We start from the raw sequence: 20958 nt of genomic DNA, 5'->3' as shown, positions 1-20958 counted from the left end.
TTGTAACTCCCTCCCCGCAATTTCGGGGAGGAAGTCAGGGCCGTTTGGTTGTCGTCTTAGGTACGTAGTTGCGCTTCAGCGCTCTTCATAATCTCAGCAAAAAGCGCTATTATTTATTATCATCTTAGGTACGTAGTTGCGCTTGGGCGCTCTTAACAATCCCAGCAAAAAGCGCTATTATTGATTATCATCCTAGGTACGTAGTTGCGCTTGGGCGCTCTTAACAATCCCAGCAAAAAGTGCTATTATTTATTGTCATCCTAGGTACGTAGTTGCGCTTGGGCGCTCTTAACAATCTCAGCAAAAAGCGCTATTATTGATTATCATCCTAGGTACGTAGTTGCGCTTGGGCGCTCTTCACGATCTAAACAAAAAGCGCTAAGTTCGCAACTACGTATTTGCGTTCATCTCATTTAGGCAAGGGCGAAGCATTTCGGTACATAATTTATAGCCTTTCTCAAAAAGATGAGGTATAACTGACAGCTCATATAACTACTAAACTCACAGGGCTAAAGCCCAACAACATACCTTATCTTTCTGAAAACCGCTATATCGAAAATTATTCTAGAAGCACCAGGGATCGGAAACACTGCGCGCGATTATTTTTACTCCCAGAAACTTCAGTCAGCTTACAGGAACTACCAATTGCCTTTTTCCCCATTACCACCCTTTGATATCGTTTCCGGTTGCATCGGTATTGTTTAAACCGTCAACTGTCAACTATCACAGGGCAACTGTCAACTGTCAACTGTCAGCCGAAGCTACACAGTTTTGACATTCCATGCAAAAATAGCTGTTTCCTAAAAAATGAAAAAAGTATATAATTATGTAAATATTTTTCAGCCACCGAAATCAAATAATTATATTTGATGGATTTGGATTGCTGCAAATAACTTTTTTCTTGAAATTTATGCAAGAATTATTAACATTTTTTTATGCAACACTGCCTGCATCTTCCGCACTTGGCTGCGACGGGCTGGCCCAGTTGCGACTGTACGCTGTTTTTGACTCGCTGACGGCACTCGCTTATTGCTCTCTGGCGCTATCTTTGGTTTATTTTACGCGCCAAAGTTCTCACAGCAAGATTGGACGGCTATTTGCTGTTGGTTTTTTGGGCTGCGGTGCTGCTCAATTAACGCAAGTTTGGGCGCTTTGGCATTCCATTGATTGGCTGTCGGTAGATCTCAAAGCTGCAAGTGGTGTGATTTCTTTGCTCTTAGCCGCATTCGCGATCGCCCTGATGCCGAAAGCATTTACCGAATCTGACTTAAATCTCACAGAAGATCTTCCACAACAGCCGTTAAAACAGTTAGCACAAAATCCGCAGCAAGATGATACACAGACAGCAGAATTGGCAAAACCACCAACAGACGATATTGTCGATCGCACTTTAACTCTCAGTTCGTTAAGCGAACTGTTGCAAAAAGAAATCGCCGATCGCCACCGGATTGAGGAAAAGTTGCAATTGGCTCAATTTGCGCTCGACCGATCGGCAGATGCGGTATTCTGGATCGGAGCGGACGGTAAATTTTTGTACGTCAACGACGCCGCTTGCAGTTCGTTGGGATATTCTGCCACAGAATTGCTCGATCTAACTGTGCACGACATCAATCCCGATTTTCCCGAAACTGCTTGGAATTTGCACTGGAAAGTCTTAAAAAGGTGCGGTTCCGTTAATATAGAAGTTCACCACATCACTAAATACGGTCGCATTTTTCCAGTAGAAATTACGATCGACCATTGGCAATTTAACGGCCAAGAATATCAGTGTGCCTTTGCGCGCGACATTAGCGATCGCAAGCGGATTGAGGCAGCTTTGCGGGAAAGGGAACAAGAATTTAGATCCTTAGTTTCCAATATTCCCGGCGCAGTTTACCGTTGCAGTGCTGCGGGGCGATCGAGCTTAACTTTTATCAGCAGCGGCATAGAAGCTATTTCCGGCTATCCGGCAGATAACTTTATGGAAAAACCCGTGCAAGCTTTTGCTAGTATAGTTCATGGCGATGACGTGGGGCAGATCGATAAAATTGTCGATCGGGCGATTAAGACAAGACAACCTTACGCGATCGAATATCGCCTGATTCACAGCAACGGAAACCTGCGGTGGGTTGCAGAAAAAGGTCAAGCTATTTTCAATCCAGACGGTCAAATTTTATCCCTCAACGGCGCCATTTTCGACGTGACAGAGCGCAAAGCGGCCGAGGATGCTTTGCGACTCTCCGAGGCGATCGCCAACAACAGAGCCCAGCAGCTAGAAATAGCTCTCAAAGAACTCCGAGAAACTCAAGCTCACCTAATTCATACCGAAAAAATGTCAAGCCTCGGTCAAATGGTAGCAGGAGTCGCCCACGAAATCAACAATCCCGTGAGTTTTATCTACGGCAATATTTCCTACGCCAGCCAATATATGAGAGACTTATTGCAGCTTGTGGAACTGTACCAAACACACTATCCTCAACCACAAGTAGAAGTTCAAGAATATATTGAAAACATAGATTTAGAATTCCTGAAAGAAGACTTATTAAAAATATTCTCTTCGATGAAAATGGGAGCAGATCGCATTCGCGAAATAGTTCTGAGTTTGCGAAACTTCTCGCGTTTAGACGACTCGGTAAAGCAGCCTGCCAATCTTCATGAAGGCATAGACAACACACTGCTAATTTTGCACAACAAACTGCGAGCTAGATCCGAATATCCCGAAATTAAAGTCATCAAAGATTACGGGAAAGTACCCTTAATTGAATGTTATCCAGGTCAGCTAAATCAGGTATTCATGAATCTGCTTAGCAACAGTATTGACGCCTTGGAAGATGCTTGGAAGCAAAAAAAGCGTTCCTCTCCGAGGGCTTCGCTAACGGGTAGTGGCGACTGGAAACCAACTATTAGCATTCACACAGAAGCCCTTAACGAAAATATTATTTGCATCCGGATTGCCGATAATGCGATCGGCATGACAGAAGACGTGCGCCACCAATTATTTGACCCGTTTTTCACCACAAAACCGATGGGGAAAGGCACCGGTTTGGGCTTAGCCATCAGTTACCGAATTGTGGTGGAAAAACACGGCGGAACCTTGATCTGCCATTCGGTTTTGGGCGAAGGGACGGAATTTGCGATCGAGCTTCCATTATAAACTAGCTATAGATAATTTTACTTGCAAGTTGGCAACTCGATCGTCAACTCCGTCCCCTCTCCGGGTGTCGAAAAACACCGCAACTTCCCCCGATGATTTTCCGTGACAATTTGATAGCTAGTTGCTAGCCCCATCCCCGTACCTTTACCCACCGGTTTAGTCGTAAAAAAGGGATTAAATATTTGTTCTTGAACTTCAGGAGTTATCCCGCAACCGTTATCATGAATCGAGATCGACACGCGATTGTCAGCAGCGAACGAAGTGGCGATCGCGATCCGACCAATATAATTTAATTTGGCGCTGGGTTCTAGGCTTTCTCGCCTTTGTTCGATCGCATCGATCGCATTCACCAGCAAATTCATAAATACCTGATTTAACAAACCGCCATAACATTCAACCAGAGGTACTTCACCATAATATTTGGCGACATGAATTTCTGGTTTTCCCGCCCTACCGTTCAAGCGATTTTGTAAAATCACTAAGGTACTTTCGAGATTCTCGTGAATATCTGTGCTTTTTAAATCCGCTTCGTCCAACCGCGAAAAAGTCCGCAGCGACTTAACAATATCGCTGATGCGCGCGGCTCCAGTTTTCATCGATTTCAACAGCTTATAAAAATCATTTTCTAGATACTCAAGCTCGATATCTTCGATAAAATCGGCAATCGCCTGGGGCGGAATCGGATAATGCTCTCGGTAAAGATGAATTAGTTGAATTAACTCGCTCGCACAATCGGTAGCAGGTTGAATATTGCCATAAATAAAACTGACTGGATTGTTAATTTCATGGGCAATTCCGGCGACTAATTGACCCAAACTAGACATTTTTTCCGCTTGAATTAACTGAGTTTGGGTATTCTGCAACTTTTTCAGGGTTGCTTCTAATTCTTCAGTTTGCAGCCGCAGTTGAATTTCTGATTTACGCACTGCTGCTTCCGCCTGCATCCGTTCCATTTCCGCAGCCGCACGGGTGGCAAATATTCTCAAGATAGCTGACTGCATTTCTAGATATTTCACCATCGGCTCAGTATCCATCACTACGAGCAATCCCCAACAATTTCCAGCGGCATCTACAATCGGTACACCCGCATAACTTTGGGCTGGGAAACTTGCTAAATTATCATCTTTGGGGAACCAGCACTGCAAGAGATTGGGATACCGACATATCTCGGTACACCGCTCGACATTTTGACAGGGTGTCTCGGATAGATGGTAAGTAAAATTATCCCCAAATTCATCTCCCGCCCAAAATGCTAGAGTTGTGGCGATCGTTTTTTCAGAGTCACCAAATTCAGCAATCAAAGCATATCGAACTTCTAGTGCCTGGGCGAGATATTGAACGCAGCTTTTGAAGAATGCTGCGCCGGTTTTTGCCGCCGTACCTTCGACTACTAAGCGGAGAGCTAGCTGTTGGCGTTTGCGATCGGTGATATCTCTGGCGACAAACACCACTTGCTCTTGAGACATGGGAGAAATCCTGGCATCAAACCAGACTGAACGATCGCCAATTGGTAACGAGTATTCCAACTGCGTCACGCATTGATTGGCGATCGCTTCTTGAATCGACTCTAGGAAAAAATCTGCTGATTCTTTGGGTAAAACTTCGTGAAGAGTTTTGCCTAAAATTTGAGCGGTAGGTTTGTACAACAAGGGAGCCGAGCTGGGAGATATTTTGAGATAGCGTCCCTCTGTATCGAGCACCATAATCACATCCTGCATGGCGTTAAATAGTGCGATTAATTCTGCTTGAGATGTTGCTAACTCTAATTCTGCGGTTTTGCGATCGCTGATATCGCAATGAGTGCCGATAAACCGCATCGGTTCACATTCTTCGTCCCATTCCACCACCTGACCCCGGTCTAAAATCCACTTGTAAGAACCGTCTTTGCAGCGCAGGCGGTGTTCGTTGCGACAGGTAGAAGTTTCGCCGCGAAAATGTTTGGCAAAATCTATATAGCATTGAGCTTTATCCTCTGGATGTACCCGACCGTCCCACTCTGCTAAATTATTCACAATTTCGTGTTCTGCATAGCCCAGCATCGCTTTCCACTGCCTGGAAAAGATGACTTCATTGGTTTTGAGGTTCCAATCCCAAGTGCCATCTCCCGCTCCTTCTATAGCCAACTGCCAGCGGCTGTTACTTTCTTCTAAAGCGATTTGTGCTTGTTTTTGAGGGTGGATGTAACGCGCTATTCCCAAACAGGCAACGAATTCTCCAGCGTCATTTACGATCGCGGATACATTGGCAGAGTGCCAGTAATAGTTGCCATCTCGATGCAAAACTCGGTACTCAGATCCCCGCAGTTTCTCACCTTGCAAAGAGCGATCGAGAGTATTTTTACAAATTGGTAAATCTTCTGGATAAACCCACTTAGCAAAACTCTCATGTAACATTTCTGCTGCTTCATATCCCATGATTTCTTTTAATTGGGGACTGACATAGCTGAAGGTGGTATCGGAATTGACGATATAAACCATATCGTTGAGATTTTCCACGATCGTGCGAAATTTTTCTTCACTGGTTTTGATGGCAATTTCTGCGGCTTTGCTCTCGGTATTGTCCCGAACATAGCCATGCCAAATAGTGCTGCCATCGGGTTGTCGCTGCGGTGTAGAATCGCCCCGCAACCACCGCAACCGCCCGTCGGGAAAACACAGCCGGTATTCGCAACACCAAGGTGTCTGATGTTGGGCAGAATCGAGAATCGATTGATAAACGCGATCGAAATCTTCAGGATGGAGGTTATTGAAAAGACAACTCGAATCTTGTTGCACTTGTTCTCGGGTAATGCCATAAATCTCTTGCAGCTTGCCGCTGGCATAGGGAAAATGGAAACCACCATCAGCATCCATCCGAAACTGATAAATAACGCCCGGGATGTGGCGGGCAATTTGTTCTAAAAAATCCGAGTCTGCCGGAGTAGTTGGGATCGCGAGTGCGATACCTGCTTCCCGAAGTTGAGCTTGGGTTTGGGCGAGTTGGCGGGTAAGTTCTTCGACTTGTGTTTCGGCTTGTTTGCGCCCTGTAACATCTCGCATGACTAACAAGTAGCGGTGAGGCAAAAAGTTGAGCGTTATTGCATATTCGACGGTGCGAATCTCTGCATCAGCCCGCACTAACTCAAATTCACCCTGCACTTTTTCCGGTTGCTGACATTCTTCCCACACCTGTTGAAAATTCCAGCTTGGTTTTGCAAACTCCCAGATCCAGCGCCCGAGGAGTTGTTCTCTTTTTAGTCCAAACAATTCGCAGGCGGCGGGGTTGACATCGAGGTATCGCCCTTTGTCATCGGCGATCGCGATCGCATCTAGGGCAGTTTCCCAAATAGTCTGCAATTTCCTCTCTCTGAAACAAATCAAAGTGCGATCGTCTGCTGCTGATGGGGGATTGATTTCTCGATCGCCGTCTAAAAATTCAGACATAAATTATTAAATCAAGTGTAAAATAATACATAGTATTTCCGTAATATCGCCAACCAACTTACGAGTTACTCTATTTCTACTAATTCTCAAAACTCACAGAACAGTAAGGTTCCTCGTACCGGGACACCCTTAAATCCTGAAAAAAAGCGACAATCTCGCCTCGACGCACCTGAGACAATAGTTAGGCAAACACAGCCAAAACTTGTAACTGTTGCCAGACAAAAAGAGCATAGAAATCATTTTCTCTACTAATTATACAGAAATTTTCAGCATTCTTATAAGTAGATTCACTTAATTTTGCGGGCGAAAACAAAAAGTTTTATATTTTTTTGATTAATAAATCAGAACCCTGACGCTCAGAAATCGATACTTGTCAACAGCAAAGACACCCAAATATCCCCAGATCGGATTAATTTTAAATCTGGGGATATTTGGGTGTCTTTACTTGGATTTGCAGTGTTATGCTGCTTTATTCGCCGTAATGGCCGCCAGCAACCTTACCCCGAAATACTACGTAGTTGTAGATGTTGTAGAAAATCATGATCGGGATCAGAAAGCCGATGAACACAATCATAAATACCAGGGCGCTGGGTGCCGCCGCCGCTTGGTAAATCGTGAGTTGTGTGGGAATAATGTAGGGAAAAACAATCAATCCCAAACCGATGAAACTGAGCAAGAAAATCATAATCGTCCAGACAAATGGCGTCCGTTCTTCTTTGCGATTGAGACTTCTGAGCAAGAGTCCAACTAATAGCAATCCCAGCAAAGGAATCGCTACAAACACATAAACTAGCGGTTTCTCAAACAATCTTGCTCTGGTACTTTCATAAAAAACCGGAGTGGCGACGGTAATCAAAATCGCTCCGATTAACGTCGTCACCGCCGCAATTTTAGCCGTGCGATAGTGATGTGTTTGCAGTTCCCCCTCAGTCTTCATAATTAGATAGGTGGAACCAATCAAAACATAGCCTTGAACCAGCGTCAAAGCCACCAAGATCGATCGCCAATCCAGCCAATCCCAAGTAGTCCCCACAAAATGACCGGCTTCATCCACCGCAATGCCTTCAAGCACCGCACCGAGGGCAAATCCTTGAGCTAAAGCAGCCAAAAAACTGCCCGCACCGAAAGCATAATTCCAAAACAACTTGCGGTTAGAATGCTCGCGAAATTCAAAGGCTACAGCCCGAAATATTAAACCGAAAAGCATCATGCAAATCGGTATGTACAAGGCAGTTAAAATTGTGCCGTAAGCCAAAGGAAATGCACCAAATAAAGCGCCTCCCATTAAAACCAGCCATGTTTCGTTAGCATCCCAAACATTGCCCAGACTGGTCATTAAAATGCCTCGGCGCTCGTCATCAGAAGCAGTCAAAGATAATATTCCCACCCCTAAGTCAAAGCCGTCTAGCATGACATAGAGCAAAAGAAATAAACCCAAAATGATGAACCAGACTTGCGGGAGAAAATGCTCCAAAGCTTGCATAAAATCTCCTATTGTTGTGCTTCTACAGGGCGTTGATCGGGAATGTGTTCTGCGGGTTCAGTTTCGATCGCAGGTTGATTGTCTAAACCAGGTACTGACAGATTCAAATTCGGGCCTTTGCGGATAATGCGGCTGCCAAAATACAAGGCGCAAACAAACAAAAAGCTGTAAATAACAGCAAAGAAACTCAGAGAAGTTAAAACATTGCTAGCGGGGATATTTGATACCCCGTCAGCCGTGCGAATTTGCCCGTATAAAACCCAGGGTTGTCTGCCTACACAGCGCACAATCCAACCCGATTCTACAGCGATATATCCCAGGGGTGCTGCTAAGATCCAAGCGCGCATCAACCAAGGTTGACTGCTAATATTTTCAGCGGAAAGTTTGCCTCGCATCCACTGAATTGTACTGAACAGCATCAATCCTACAAAGAAGAATCCAATCCCGGACATGATGCGGAAACAATAGTAGATTAAACCTACCATCCGGGGTCGATCTTCTGGTTTCCATTCCTTTAAACCGAGGACTGGTTCGGAAAGTTTTTGTTTGAATTCTAGAACGTATCCTAAGCCATTGGGAATTTTAATTTCCCAGTCATTTTTTTGGGCTTTTTCATTAGGCAAAGCTAGCAAAGTCCAATCGGCTGATTCTCCGGCTGCTGAGGTTTCCCATTTAGCTTCGATCGCTGCTAATTTGGTCGGCTGATAGTGATAGACTTGTTCGGCGCTCAAATGTCCGATGAATATCTGTAAAGGTGCAACTGCGATCGCCGTTGCTATGGCAATCTTTAAAGATTTGGAAAAGAAGGCTTCGTTGCGCTTATTTAGAATGTACCAAGCGCTAATTCCACCAATTACAAACAGGGAAGTTTCTAACGTCGCAAAAAACATATGTAGAATGCTGTTTAATGCGAAGGGGTTCATAATTGCTTGGAAGTAATCGGTGACAACAAACTTGCCGTCGATCATTTCTCCGCCGGCGGGAGTTTGCAGCCAGGAGTTAGCGACTAAAATCCAGACTGTGGATAGGTTTGCGCCGAAGGCTACCATGATGGTAGCGAAATAATGGACGATCGGGTGAACGCGCCCCCAACCAAACAGCATAATCCCTAAAAAGCCTGCTTCCAGCATAAATGCCATGGAAGCTTCAAACCCTAAAATGCTGCCAAAAAAGTCGCCAACTGCTTCGGAAAACGGCGCCCAGTTTGTCCCGAATTGAAACTCCATCGGAATCCCGGAAGCGACACCAATCCCGAAGTTTAGGACATAAAGTTGCGACCAAAAACGAGCGTGACGGTAATAATCTGGGTTGCGAGTTTTCAGCCACATTCCCTCAACAATTACCAGATAAATTCCCATTCCTGTAGTGAGAACCGGCCACAGCATATGGAATATGGCGGTTAGCGCAAATTGCATCCGCGATAGGGCCACGGTGTTAGATAAGATATCCATGTTTGTGTCCTTTGGTCAGTTCAACAGAGATTAGTTTGCACAATTTTTAGAATTGACATTAACTACAATGTAATGTAAAAATTCGTGACATTTTGTAGGGTTGGGAATTTTTAAGGTTTTATACAGATTTGATTTGTGTTTTTTAATACATTTATCGGTTGTTTTTATTGGGAAATAGGTACATTTGAATTTATGGTTGGGTGGGCGGGTTTTTGAGATTGTTTGTTAGGGGCGGTTATTTCGGTGAACCCGCCCTTACAATATTGATGTTTGTTGATGCGGGGATACAATTTTAGTACATTTGAATTTATGGTTGGGCGGGGGCGGGTTTACGAGATTGTTTGTTTTTGGCGGTTGTTTCGGTGAAACCGCCCCTACAAGATTGATGTTTTTTAGGGGATATTCTATTGGCGAACGGTGACTTTATAACTGATTTTAAAGGGTTTAAAGAAATAGGTACATTTGAATTTATGGTTAGGTGGGGGCGGGTTTACGAGGTGGGGGCGGGTTTACGAGATTGTTTGTTTTTGGCAGTTATTTCGGTGAACCCGCCCCTACAAGATTGATGTTTTTTAGGGGATATTCTATTGGTGAACGGTGACTTTATCACTGATTTTAAAGGGTTTAAAGAAATAGGTACATTTGAATTTATGGTTGGGTGGGGGCGGGTTTACGAGATTGTTTGTTTTTGGCAGTTATTTCGGCGAACCCGCCCCTACAAGATTGATGTTTTTTAGGGGATAGGATATTAGCGAACGGTGACTTTATAACTGATTTTAAAGGGTTTAAATTTAGCCGATGCTTTCGCCGTTCCGCTGAGTTTTAACTCGTAGATTCCTGCCTTGGGAAATACAATTTCTGCTCCGGGAATGCCTTGGTAGCGCTCGGCAGATACGGCTTTTAAAGGCGGTTCCATCAGCGGTTTATCCCCCTGTTTGTGATTTTTTGGATAAACGGCTAGCTGGCAGTTGCACTGCTCTAAGGGGATAATTTGACCGCCCCTGCGAGTCAGTGCAAACCACACTTTTGCAGTTTCTCCGGCGCGGGGATTGTGGTTTGGTTCTAGGTGAAAGGTAGCGGCGACATCTCCCGAGATTTCGACTTCGTGGGCGATCGCAGTTGTGTTTAGCTGCGGTATGGGAAATATTCCGGCTTGTACTAGCAATCCCAAGAAGACTAACAATCCTAAAGTTTTACTTTTGTTTGACAGGTGCAACATAGAAATTATCCAGTGATAAAATTGACCAAAATAAGCGCGATCGCACTAACAAAACTAACACCGCAACCGCGGCTAAGACGGCTGTCAGCAGTCGATCGTACAACTTCCATTCAAAACCGCCGAGATAGTGGGAACCGATGAGGGCTGCGTGAAGGGCGCACAGCAAGAAAGCGGGTACTGTTAGCAAATGAATTTGCCGCCACCGCTTCCCTAAATAATTCTGAATGCGATCGCAACTTGTCACCGCCGCCGGTATCATCAACAGCAGTCCCAGCATTCCCAATGCCATCCCTAATTGATGCTGCGGCAGCATAAAAGATACAGCGTCAAAATTCCATTGCAGCGTATGATCTAGCATATGAAACGTGTGGGCAAGGGCGATCGCAAACGCACCGACACCCAAAGCCCGACGGTAGCGCAACAGTGGCGGCAAAAACTTGCTGAGCGGACGCGCAATCAGTGCTAGCATCAAGCATATTAGCGCTGCGTGGCCTGTCAGATCGACCATTTCATCGGTTCGCAACAGAGTAATGATCCCGATCGCCACTGTCACCCAACCGCCCGCACGAAACAGTTGACTGCGTTTGTCGGTGCTGAATCTGCCAGCAAAAAATCCCACTCCCAGCATAGTTGGCAGCGTGCCCATTCCAAAAGCAAACATCGTTGCCGCACCCAAAATTGGGTTTCCGGTTTCTGCCGCTTTGATTTGCGCCCCGTACAGGAAACCGCAGGGAATTAAACCCCAAAGCAAACCCAAAGCTAACGGTATCCACCAGTTGTTTTGAGTTGAAATCTTGGTCATTGCACTGCTGATGCGATCGTGCGAAACTGGGTGCAGCAATGGCAAACGTGGGAGCAAACCCGGTTTAATTTGTACCAATCCAAACCAAATTAGCATTGTACCGGTGATAATGGCGATCGCCCGCCGCCACCCGCTACCGATACCTGCCATTTGCCCGCCTGCAATCAATACCGAACCCACTCCGCCAATTGCAGCGCCAACTAAAGCATAAGCCACAATTCTTCCCACATTTAATAGCAGGTGAAAGCGGAAAGAAGCTAATTTATCTTTGTCGGTACTTGACAGGGAAAAAGCCACTGTCAGCGGGCCGCACATTCCGGCGCAGTGTCCGAAACTGCCGAGAAATCCTAAAGTTGCAATTAGCAGGATGTCTAGCATTTTGAGTCAGGGGATTTTAGATTTTAGATTTTACATTTTAGATTGGTTTTTACTGCTTATGTCATGTCTGGTCAATTACCCGCGATCTGGTTTGTAGTGAGGACTTTAGTCCTTGATTCCTAAGGACTAAAGTCCTCACTACAAACCCTTTTGATTGTGGTCAACTCTCAACTGTTTTGAATGCCGATCGCCAAAATCCCCAAAATTTTATCAACTTCATTCAAAAAATACTCTAATAAATCTATTTTAACTGATTGCCCTTCCAGTATCAAAAACTTCCAAATTTCTCCCGTTGTCACCACTCCATAAATCTTTGATACCTGATTTCCCTCGCGCTCATTAAACAGTTGCGCTGCATACATTTCCGCCACGCACTCACCCAACCCAGCATTAATATTTTCCTTTTTTGCCTCAACGATTAAAATCGCAGGTGCGCTTAGAATCAAAAGTTCTACCTATCGGCTAATCAGAAAATCGCAACTCCCGTTTAATCCCAAGTCGCTATCAACCGTAAAATCGACACCCGAAAACAAACTAATGCGATCGGGAAACAGTCTGGTGAACTACCCAACACCCATCTGAGCACAGATAGGGTGTAGGCTTCCCAATTCATTGGGGATTGCCTCGGTCTTCATGGCTTTTTTACGTCCTGATAACTTTGGTCTTACATCCCCTCCAAGGGCAGAAGAGCTAGTTCCTAACTCCAAAAGTCGCAAACCTTCATTTTTAATATTGATTGCAGCATTAATATCTCTATCATGCTGTTTCTGGCAGTGAGGACAATCTACAAACCTTACGCCCAATGAATCATAGCCTTTCTGTAGCATCGGGATTGGTAGTAGAGTCTCGCTACAAAGTTGAGAAGATGGGAAAAAACGTCCTATTTCTTGGTAGGTATGACCAAATTTCTCAGCTTTGTACTTGAGCATGGTTTGAAACATCCCCCATCCTTGGTCTGATATCGATTTTGCCAAGTTGGGATTTTTTACCATGTTCTTAACTGCCAAATCTTCTACACAAATAACTTGGTTTTCGTAGGCTATTTTGCGAGATAGCTTGTGTAGAAAGTCTTCACGAATTCTAGCTATTTTGCTAGAAACTTTGGCTAATATTCGTCTAGCTTTACGACGTTTATTAGAAGTTTTATCTGTCTTTTTAGCTAATTTTTTATGTTTGCATTTTTTATTATTTTCTAGTTTGGCTAATTGCTTTTTAGGTAGGTCATATTTTGAGCCTTCGGAAGTTATAGCAAAGTGCTTCAATCCTAAGTCAACGCCGATAGCTTCCCTAATTGCAACTACCGGATTGTCATTTTGGTTAAAAAGAATAGATGCGTAGTACCTGCCGTCTGCATTTCTCGATATTGTTACAGTCGTGAATTTAGCATCAGGTAGTTGTTTGTGAAACACAGTTTTCATTAACCCCAGATTACCGGGAAACTTAATAACAGAATCCTCTGGCATCAGTTTGATATTTTGGGGATATTGAATTGATTGCTTACCATGTTTAGATTTAAAGTTAGGGAATTTAGCACGACCCTCAAAGAAATTGACAAACGCACTTGAAAGATTGAATGTTACTCGTTGTAAAACTTGGCTATAAGCTAGTCCCAACCATTCAAATTCTTTTTTTAGTCCCGGAAGCAACTTATCCATAGCTGCTTTAGAAAGCCCCTTGCCTGTTTCTTTGTACGCGGTGGTTGTTGCATTAAGCATATGATTCCACAACCATCTAGTATTGCCAAAACATTGAGCTAGATATGATTCTTGCTCGCCTGTAGGATAAATTCTCATCTTAACTGCTCTATACATGGTATCGACCTTACCGTGTTTACATATTCATAGTAACACATTTTTGATGATTGTTTCACCAAAAACAGAATATTTTGCTCGTTTCGTCGTCGTAGTCTTCCCGGTTTTCGCTGCGCTCAAATGTGGTCAGACTACACTCCTCAACTCACGCGCAATTCATCTCGACACTGACAAACGTACAGGTACAGTGTGAGCCTTCTTGCTGTTCGAGGTAAGTTCCAGCAAAATCGGCGCAATAATCATTTCCGATCGCGATTTTTCCGTATTGCTCGCCAGAGCAAAAGGCACATTATAAGCTAAAGTTTCTGTTAAATAATTGCTGCATTTTAAATCAGGTACCGCCGAAAACAAATCTTGTCTGGGCGAAATCGTTAAATTTAAAGATTTTTTGACACTTGCCAAACTAAAATCGCTGTAAGCCATACCTTTTGCCCTTAATTTTTTACTTTCTTAGGACTTCTACCCCATCTGACTGACGCAAGCTACCCCGCGATCGAGGGTGCATCTTAATTTGGCAAGGGCGAAGCATTTCGGCACATAATTTATGAGTGAGAACCAGAGATTGACTGCCGAAATGCTTCGCCCCTACGAATATATTTGCAAAAATCAGATGCACCCGCGATCGATCGACGGTTTGATTCGGGTACCATAACTGTCAACTGCTAATTAAGAGGGCGGGCACGGGGGCACCGCCCCTACCAACTGTCAACTGCTATAACTATTTTTGTTCTGGATGCGCCGCCGCCGGCGATGTCGCTCCCATTTGATTAATCGCAGCAATTAGCTGATAAAGCCGCCCCGAATCCCGCTGGTTGAAATGCAAAACTAGGCGCGGTAAAGCAAAGGTTTCATCCGTGGCTTCGGCGGGCAGAGCTTGACTTTTTTCGATTTTACCGTCTACCAAAATATCGCTAAAATTAGTATTTAATCGATCGACATTCTCCTCAGAAAGTTGAGACTTCAAGCGAATTACCAGTTTTCCATCCACGTAGCGGCAGGAGTGATAAACCAGATAAAAACTCGCGATCGCCTCACAAGCGACATTTATATCATCTGTAATTGTGTACAGGCTGCGATCGTCGGCTGAAATCAAACCCCGACCACGCAATTGTTTTTGTACAAAATAATCCCAATCGTGCCAATAATCGCCTCCGGGTCGATCGAGCAAAACCAAAGGGGCCGGCCCAAACTTGCCAGTTTGAGTCAAAGTCAGACACTCAAAAGCCTCATCCAGAGTGCCGAAACCGCCGGGAAACAAAGCCAAAGCATCGCTTTCCCGGAGAAAGAATAACTTGCGGGTGAAAAAATATTTAAAATTGAGCAACTTGGAGTCGCCCGCAATGAAAGGATTAGAACTCTGCTCGAAAGGTAACTGAATGTTGAGCCCAAAAGAACGTTCCGCAGTCGCCCCCTCATTCCCCGCCTGCATAATCCCCCCACCGCCACCAGTAATCACCATAAATCCCTGCTGGGCGATCGCCCGTGCAAAATCTCTGGCTAGCAAATATTCCGCCGATGTCGGCGACACCCTCGCCGAACCAAAAATCACAATTTTGCGAACGTGGCGGTAAGGATAAAACATGGAAAAAGCTCTCTCCATATCTCGCAGCGACGACGCCATAATCTTCCAATCGAGGCGATCGAGTTCCTCTCCAGCCATTTGCACGATCGTCGAGAGCGATCGTTCGATCCACTCAGAGTGCTTTAACATTGGCAGGCGATCGATTAAGTCGATCGCATCAGCTTGGAGGGACTCAAAACCTTGACCAGAAGGAATCATGAATTTTTCCGAAACGGTAACAATTTGTCGTTGCTAAAAATTAAGGGGCAAGCCAAATTTAGAAGCCAGTAGCCACCAGCAAATAGCACTGCTAGCAACTAATAACTTTTCCAGTAGCTTTGCCCCGGTTCTGAAGATAGTTAGATTTCGCGGCCCCAAAAAACAGCCCGAAACCTCTGGCAGTTTGGTTAAATGTACTTTTCCAGAGTGTTGGCCAGAGTAGTTTTCGGAACTGCCCCAACCACCATATCAACCCGCTGACCGCCCTTAAATATCATCAGCGTCGGAATGCTGCGGATACCGTATTGGCTTGCCACATTAGGATTCTCGTCGGTGTTAACTTTTACTACCTTCACCTGCCCTTCATATTGCTGGGCAATTTCGTCTACGACGGGCGCCACCATCCGACAGGGCCCGCACCAGGGAGCCCAAAAATCCACTAGAACTGGAACTTCGCTATCGAGCACTTCCTGTTTAAAGGTAGAGTCGGTTACTTGCGCGGCTGCTGACATCCCTAGCCATCCTTGTAAATACTATTTCTCGGATAACAAGTTTAGCAAAAAGTGTAACCACTTGCGTCAGTCGATTTTACGATTTTAGATTTTAGATTTTAGATTTAGCTAACGGGCGCGGGAATCCCTCGCGCGATAGCGCTGCGATTGGTGTGGGATGAAAGCCAGGGCTGTTGACGACGATCCCTGAACGAATTGGCGTAGCCAATAGAGTTGCGGAGACGGAGGAAACAGCCAGTCAGTCTATTGGGCAAACCAGAAGCTTTTGTCTTGCGGGTGTTATCATACTCATAGAAGCACGATAAACATAGTCATGTTGAAAGCAGTCAAGGTCAGAATCTATCCCACCGACATTCAAGAAGCCCATCTTGCACAGGCTTTCGGGTGTGTTCGTTGGGTTTGGAATCAATCTTTGGCTGCGATGTCCCAAACCTACAAAGACACGGGAAAGGGAGTATCGGCTTATGACATGAAGAAAATGATTCCGATTTGGAAGAAAGAATACGAATGGTTGAAAGAGTGTTACTCTCAATGCCTTCAATCTTCTGTTCTGAATCTGTCTGGTGCGTTTATCAATTTCTTTGATGGTCGCACAGGCTACCCAACTTTCAAAAATAGGCACGGTCGCCAGTCGATTCAATTCCCTGCAAACGTTAAAATCCTCAGCAATTCCGAGATTAAGTTCCCCGGCAATCTGGGCACAGTTAAAGCGAAAATTCATCGGGAAACTGAGGGAAAGAAACTCAAAACTGTGACGCTATCCCGGATGACAGATGGTCGCTATTACGCTTCCTTGTTGCTAGATGATGGTACTGAAAAACCAGAATCGAATAGCGAAGGTCATGCCATTGGGATTGATTTGGGACTGACTGATTTTGCCGTTACTTCTGACGGTTCAAAGTTTCAAAACCCTCGTCATCTAAAAAAGCATGAGCGCAACCTGAAGCGAAAGCAGCGTCAGTTGTCCCGCAAAAAGGATAAAACGACGAACAAACGTCGTAAGGCTAAAAAAGCACTAGCGAAAGTGCATTCCAAAATCTCTAGAGTGAGAGAAGATTTCCTCCATAAGCTATCCCGCAAGATAGTCAACGAAAACCAAGTGATTGTGGTGGAAGACTTGGCAGTGAAAAACATGGTCAAGAATCACAACCTAGCTAAAGCAATCAGCGATGTAAGTTGGGGAACGTTCCAAACCATGCTCAAATACAAAGCGGAGCAAGACGGCAAGATTTACCTAGAAGTGGGTAGATTCTTTCCTTCCTCACATCTTTGCTCTAACACACTGCTGAAAGTAGCCAAGATTGATTTATCGATCAGGATGTTTGAATGTCCGCATTGCGGGGAACATCATGACCGGGATATCAATGCTGCTATCAATATCAAGAATGAAGGCTTGCGGATATTGTCGTTGGGAACCAGCGATACTGCCCTTGGAGGCAATGTAAGACCTTCATCGGTATGGGCGTAAGTCTACTACTGTAGAGGCGGTTGCTGATGAATTGGGAAGCCTACCCCATACCGCATAGCAGTTGGGGTGGTTAGTTCACTTGCAGCATTGAATCTGGGAGTTCAAACAGGAGTCCACTATTCTGAGTTCTGCACGACGATTGTACGTGGCACGCTATCCCTTTGTGGGTCGGAGCGACGATTTTAACAGAAGGCTTCTGAAAAAATTCGAGAAATGGAAGTTAGAATTCGGCATTCTGCCACCAAAAAATTTTCCCCCTCTCCGCCTCTCCCCCTCTCCGCCTCTCCCCCTCTCCGCCTCTTCCCCTCTTCCCTCTCCGGATCGAACAGCCTTAACCCCGTACCTAGTCAGTAAAGGGGAGCGCTTGGGGTCAAAAAGGAACCGCCCGAACAGTAGTCCGGGCGGAGTGTGGTGTGAGGAGTGAACGGAAACATGCGTCTCCGCTTCTTATATTGTGACACCTCCTTCTCGATAATTCCACAACATTCTGTAAATTTCGAGACGATCGCACAAATTTTGTCAAGGTACGATGGTATTCAATCGATAAATCTACTTACCCATACCCAACTGCTGAGCTTTTTGATAGACTTTACCCTCCGTCAGCAGAGAAGGAGCAATCACCACTTCCACTTGCTGCATCTCCTTAATATCCTTAGCGCCCAAGGTACCCATGCTAGTTTTCAGCGCTCCAAGCAAGTTGTGCGTACCGTCATCGAGCAGTGCTGGGCCCCGCAAAATTTGCTCCACAGTCCCAGTAGTCCCCACCCGAATCCGAGTGCCTCGCGGCAAAACCGGGCTGGGAGTCGCCATTCCCCAGTGAAAGCCCCGGCCCGGAGCTTCCGCAGCCCTAGCAAAGGGCGAACCAATCATCACTCCATCAGCGCCGCAGGCAATGCACTTGCAGATATCGCCCCCGGTAATTAAACCACCGTCCGCAATTATCGACACGTATTTGCCAGTTTCGCGATAGTAGTCGTCCCGCGCAGCGGCGCAGTCTGCTACCGCTGTCGCTTGGGGAACGCCGACACCCAATACCCCCCTAGATGTGCAAGCAGCCCCCGGCCCGATGCCCACGAGAATGCCTGCGGCGCCAGTTTTCATTAAATTCAGGGCGACTTCGTAGGTGACGCAGTTGCCCAAAATTACGGGTATTGGCATCTCTTGACAGAATTGGGTCAAGTCCAAAGATGCGATCGACTCTGGGGAAAGAAAAGCAGTCGAGACTACAGTAGCCTGCACAAAAAATATATCGGCTCCAGATTCAGCAACTTTTAAGCCGTATTTGCTCGCACCTGCGGGTGTACCGCTGACGGCGGCAATCCCTCCTCCAGCTTTAATTTCTTTAATTCTGAGCTCGATTAATTCTGGCTTAATGGGTTCGGCATAGAGTTGCTGCATCAGAGACACAAATTCGTGGTTCCCCACAGAAGCGATGCGCTCTAAAATGGGTTGGGGGTCAGCATAGCGGGTTTGAATTCCTTCTAGGTTAAGCACGCCCATTGCTCCCAATTCCGACAGCAAAATGGCCATGCGGACATCGACTACTCCGTCCATGGCGCTGGCGATGATCGGGATTTCTCGATCGATCCCACCAATCTGCCACTTAGTATCTGCCAAACTCGGATCGAGGGTACGCTGTCCCGGTACGAGCGCGATTTCATCTATGCCGTAAGCTCTGCGAGCGCTTTTGCCCCGCCCAATTTCAATATTCACGCTGTTTCACTTCCACAATGTATTTAAATTAGAGTGAAGTACCCACCGTCAAGCGGATTACCGCTATGACGGGGGCTTCCTGTTTCAACCGCCACCGCCTCGACACAAGCTTGCCTTATGTTTCGGTCTTACGCAGCGTCTAGAGGTTTGACAAGCCGTCTTGCCCTGACTCTCACATCCCTTGCACGATGCCCAGGCAGCCACCCTCCTTCCGAAGGCAGAAATGTTTTTAGTCGGAAACCCACATGGCGTTTGATATATTCAGTGGCGGATTTCTTTTAGTGGATAGTGCGAAGCGTACTTACGCTTGCTCGAGTGCAACGGCCTTTTAGACGCCGCGCGGGGTGATCGACCTCCAAACCGATTGTACCAATTCTCGAAATGTTTCTGCTAAGCAATTATCTATTTGTTCATTGAGTACGACTCACACGCCTTTCATCCCCCACTAACCGAGTACGGTATAGTGGGGGAATTCCCGTCTGCCTTGTTAACAAAATCGTAGCTCGGTTGCCGGTCGCGATCCTCTCACGGTTTTTAACAAAAGCTCATCAATAATTTTCATTCCCATGAACTCCAAGGAAATACTTTTCCTCAGCAACGGCCACGGGGAAGACGCGATTAACTGTCAAATTGTCAATGCTTTGAGAGCATCTGCGCCAGATATTCAGGTTTGGGCGATGCCCATTGTTGGTGATGGGGCTGCTTACAGTCGATCGACAGTACCAATTATCGGGCCCACCAGTCCCATGCCATCTGGGGGAGTTTTTTACATGAATCCCCTATTTTTCCTCAAAGATTTGAGGGCGGGGCTACTTCGTTTGACTTTGCAGCAAGTCAAGGCTGCTTCGGCGCATTCGCAGCAATGCGATTTGGTGGTAACGACTGGGGATATTGTCGCGGCGGGGTTCGCCCATGCCACAGGCCGCCCGTATATAATTTTTCTGTCAGCTCATTCTACTTATTACGAAGGGCTAGCCGATTTGGGTTTCCTCTTGAATTATTTGCTTTCCTCCGAGCAATGTCTGGCTATTTTCACCAGGGATGCTTTGACTGCTGCGGACTTAAACCAACAGGGTTTCGAGAGAGCGATATTTGTCGGCAATCCTGTCATGGACAACCTCAATGCTACAGGCAAAGATTTGCAGTTAAAGCCTGGAGTTAGGACGATCGCCCTTCTGCCCGGTTCGCGGCTCCCCGAAGCCACGGAAAACCTGATTTTGCTGCTAAAATTGGTCAAAGAAATTGCCGCCAACTCTACCTTACCAGTGCAGTTTCGAGCAGCCTTAGTTCCAAGTTTAATGCTGGAATTAGATAATATTGCAGCGCGCTCCGGATGGCTGCACCGAGAAGGAAAGTTAGTTTGTCAAGAAATCAAACAGCAGGATAGTGAAAAAGCAGCAACAGTTGAAGTAATTTGCTACTCCGATGCTTTCGCCGACATTTTGCAGCAGTCTAATTTAGTAATTGGGATGACGGGAACTGCGATCGAACAAGCCGTAGGCTTAGGAAAACCAGTAATTACCATCCCTGGTAACGGCCCGTCATTTACCTATCGGTTTGCCGAGGCTCAAAACCGGCTGTTAGGTGATTCAGTGCAAGTTATTGGCACAGAACCAGCAAATCCTGAGATTATCAAAGAAGCTGCCGCGTCAGTCGATCGCACTTTGCGAGACAAAAAATATTTAGAGACTTGCGTAAAAAATGGCTTAGAAAGAATGGGGCGATCGGGCGGTAGCAGCCAAATTGCCGATCGCTTAACCAAATATCTTTCTGATTAATTGGAGTA

At 45.7% G+C, this 20958-nt stretch carries 14 protein-coding genes; 3 read left to right on the top strand and 11 right to left on the bottom strand.

Annotation, left to right across the window (positions count from 1 at the left end; translation table 11 throughout):
- Positions 1 to 910: 910 nt before the first annotated feature.
- Positions 911 to 3133, top strand: a complete 2223-nt coding sequence (locus QZ918_RS11975) for a PAS domain-containing sensor histidine kinase (protein ID WP_293335090.1) — start codon at positions 911 to 913, stop codon at positions 3131 to 3133.
- A 17-nt stretch (positions 3134 to 3150) separates the two neighbouring features.
- Here QZ918_RS11975 and QZ918_RS11970 read toward each other — a convergent pair whose 3' ends face one another.
- The 10 genes from QZ918_RS11970 to trxA all read right to left on the bottom strand — a co-directional run bounded on the left by QZ918_RS11970 (position 3151) and on the right by trxA (position 15991).
- Positions 3151 to 6555 carry a PAS domain S-box protein gene (locus QZ918_RS11970; RefSeq protein ID WP_293335087.1) on the bottom strand — a complete coding sequence of 1135 codons (3405 nt, stop codon included), beginning with the start codon at positions 6553 to 6555 and terminating at the stop codon, positions 3151 to 3153.
- A gap of 469 nt (positions 6556 to 7024) precedes the next feature.
- Positions 7025 to 8038: a cytochrome d ubiquinol oxidase subunit II gene (cydB, locus tag QZ918_RS11965; RefSeq protein ID WP_293147506.1), complete on the bottom strand. Its 1014-nt coding sequence runs from the start codon at positions 8036 to 8038 to the stop codon at positions 7025 to 7027.
- A gap of 8 nt (positions 8039 to 8046) precedes the next feature.
- A complete protein-coding gene (locus QZ918_RS11960) occupies positions 8047 to 9489 on the bottom strand; it encodes a cytochrome ubiquinol oxidase subunit I (protein ID WP_293147504.1) in 1443 nt (480 codons plus the stop codon).
- A 748-nt stretch (positions 9490 to 10237) separates the two neighbouring features.
- A complete protein-coding gene (locus tag QZ918_RS11955; protein WP_293335084.1) occupies positions 10238 to 10708 on the bottom strand; it encodes a hypothetical protein in 471 nt (156 codons plus the stop codon).
- Complete coding sequence (locus QZ918_RS11950; protein ID WP_293335081.1) at positions 10683 to 11888, bottom strand: urease accessory protein UreH domain-containing protein; 1206 nt, start codon at positions 11886 to 11888, stop codon at positions 10683 to 10685. Before QZ918_RS11950 ends, QZ918_RS11955 begins: the two co-directional genes overlap by 26 nt.
- Before the next feature lie 167 nt (positions 11889 to 12055).
- The gene (locus tag QZ918_RS11945) at positions 12056 to 12334 is read right to left on the bottom strand and encodes a hypothetical protein (protein ID WP_367275325.1); all 279 of its coding nucleotides are present in this window, start codon (positions 12332 to 12334) and stop codon (positions 12056 to 12058) included.
- Between the two features lie 117 nt (positions 12335 to 12451).
- Complete coding sequence (locus tag QZ918_RS11940; RefSeq protein ID WP_293147497.1) at positions 12452 to 13699, bottom strand: RNA-guided endonuclease InsQ/TnpB family protein; 1248 nt, start codon at positions 13697 to 13699, stop codon at positions 12452 to 12454.
- A gap of 156 nt (positions 13700 to 13855) precedes the next feature.
- Positions 13856 to 14122, bottom strand: coding sequence for a hypothetical protein (locus tag QZ918_RS11935; RefSeq protein ID WP_293181486.1), 267 nt, complete (start codon positions 14120 to 14122; stop codon positions 13856 to 13858).
- A gap of 295 nt (positions 14123 to 14417) precedes the next feature.
- Positions 14418 to 15479, bottom strand: a complete 1062-nt coding sequence (locus QZ918_RS11930) for an LOG family protein (RefSeq protein WP_293147494.1) — start codon at positions 15477 to 15479, stop codon at positions 14418 to 14420.
- Between the two features lie 188 nt (positions 15480 to 15667).
- Positions 15668 to 15991, bottom strand: coding sequence for a thioredoxin (trxA, locus tag QZ918_RS11925; protein ID WP_006631199.1), 324 nt, complete (start codon positions 15989 to 15991; stop codon positions 15668 to 15670).
- Between the two features lie 313 nt (positions 15992 to 16304).
- Between trxA and QZ918_RS11920 the strand changes: the two genes are divergently transcribed.
- Positions 16305 to 17459, top strand: coding sequence for an RNA-guided endonuclease InsQ/TnpB family protein (locus QZ918_RS11920; RefSeq protein WP_363318774.1), 1155 nt, complete (start codon positions 16305 to 16307; stop codon positions 17457 to 17459).
- Positions 17460 to 18008: 549 nt separating this feature from the next.
- On the opposite strand, the gene QZ918_RS11915 is transcribed toward QZ918_RS11920, so the two are convergent.
- Positions 18009 to 19172 carry a GuaB3 family IMP dehydrogenase-related protein gene (locus tag QZ918_RS11915; protein ID WP_293147492.1) on the bottom strand — a complete coding sequence of 388 codons (1164 nt, stop codon included), beginning with the start codon at positions 19170 to 19172 and terminating at the stop codon, positions 18009 to 18011.
- 566 nt (positions 19173 to 19738) lie between these two features.
- On the opposite strand from QZ918_RS11915, the gene QZ918_RS11910 reads away from it, so the two are divergent.
- Positions 19739 to 20950, top strand: a complete 1212-nt coding sequence (locus QZ918_RS11910; protein ID WP_293335078.1) for a lipid-A-disaccharide synthase-related protein — start codon at positions 19739 to 19741, stop codon at positions 20948 to 20950.
- Positions 20951 to 20958: the final 8 nt, after the last annotated feature.

The sequence above is a fragment of the Microcoleus sp. CAWBG58 genome (assembly GCF_020883045.1).
Lineage (GTDB): Bacteria > Cyanobacteriota > Cyanobacteriia > Cyanobacteriales > Microcoleaceae > Microcoleus.
This window is presented reverse-complemented; position numbering and strand designations above follow the sequence as displayed.

Bases quoted from the DNA above. Each gene is read 5' to 3' on its own strand.
- QZ918_RS11975 (WP_293335090.1), top strand. From the start codon at position 911: ATGCAAGAATTATTAACATTTTTTTATGCAACACTGCCTGCATCTTCC.
- QZ918_RS11970 (WP_293335087.1), bottom strand. From the start codon at position 6,555: ATGTCTGAATTTTTAGACGGCGATCGAGAAATCAATCCCCCATCAGCA.
- cydB (WP_293147506.1), bottom strand. From the start codon at position 8,038: ATGCAAGCTTTGGAGCATTTTCTCCCGCAAGTCTGGTTCATCATTTTG.
- QZ918_RS11960 (WP_293147504.1), bottom strand. From the start codon at position 9,489: ATGGATATCTTATCTAACACCGTGGCCCTATCGCGGATGCAATTTGCG.
- QZ918_RS11955 (WP_293335084.1), bottom strand. From the start codon at position 10,708: ATGTTGCACCTGTCAAACAAAAGTAAAACTTTAGGATTGTTAGTCTTC.
- QZ918_RS11950 (WP_293335081.1), bottom strand. From the start codon at position 11,888: ATGCTAGACATCCTGCTAATTGCAACTTTAGGATTTCTCGGCAGTTTC.
- QZ918_RS11940 (WP_293147497.1), bottom strand. From the start codon at position 13,699: ATGTATAGAGCAGTTAAGATGAGAATTTATCCTACAGGCGAGCAAGAA.
- QZ918_RS11935 (WP_293181486.1), bottom strand. From the start codon at position 14,122: ATGGCTTACAGCGATTTTAGTTTGGCAAGTGTCAAAAAATCTTTAAAT.
- QZ918_RS11930 (WP_293147494.1), bottom strand. From the start codon at position 15,479: ATGATTCCTTCTGGTCAAGGTTTTGAGTCCCTCCAAGCTGATGCGATC.
- trxA (WP_006631199.1), bottom strand. From the start codon at position 15,991: ATGTCAGCAGCCGCGCAAGTAACCGACTCTACCTTTAAACAGGAAGTG.
- QZ918_RS11920 (WP_363318774.1), top strand. From the start codon at position 16,305: ATGTTGAAAGCAGTCAAGGTCAGAATCTATCCCACCGACATTCAAGAA.
- QZ918_RS11910 (WP_293335078.1), top strand. From the start codon at position 19,739: ATGAACTCCAAGGAAATACTTTTCCTCAGCAACGGCCACGGGGAAGAC.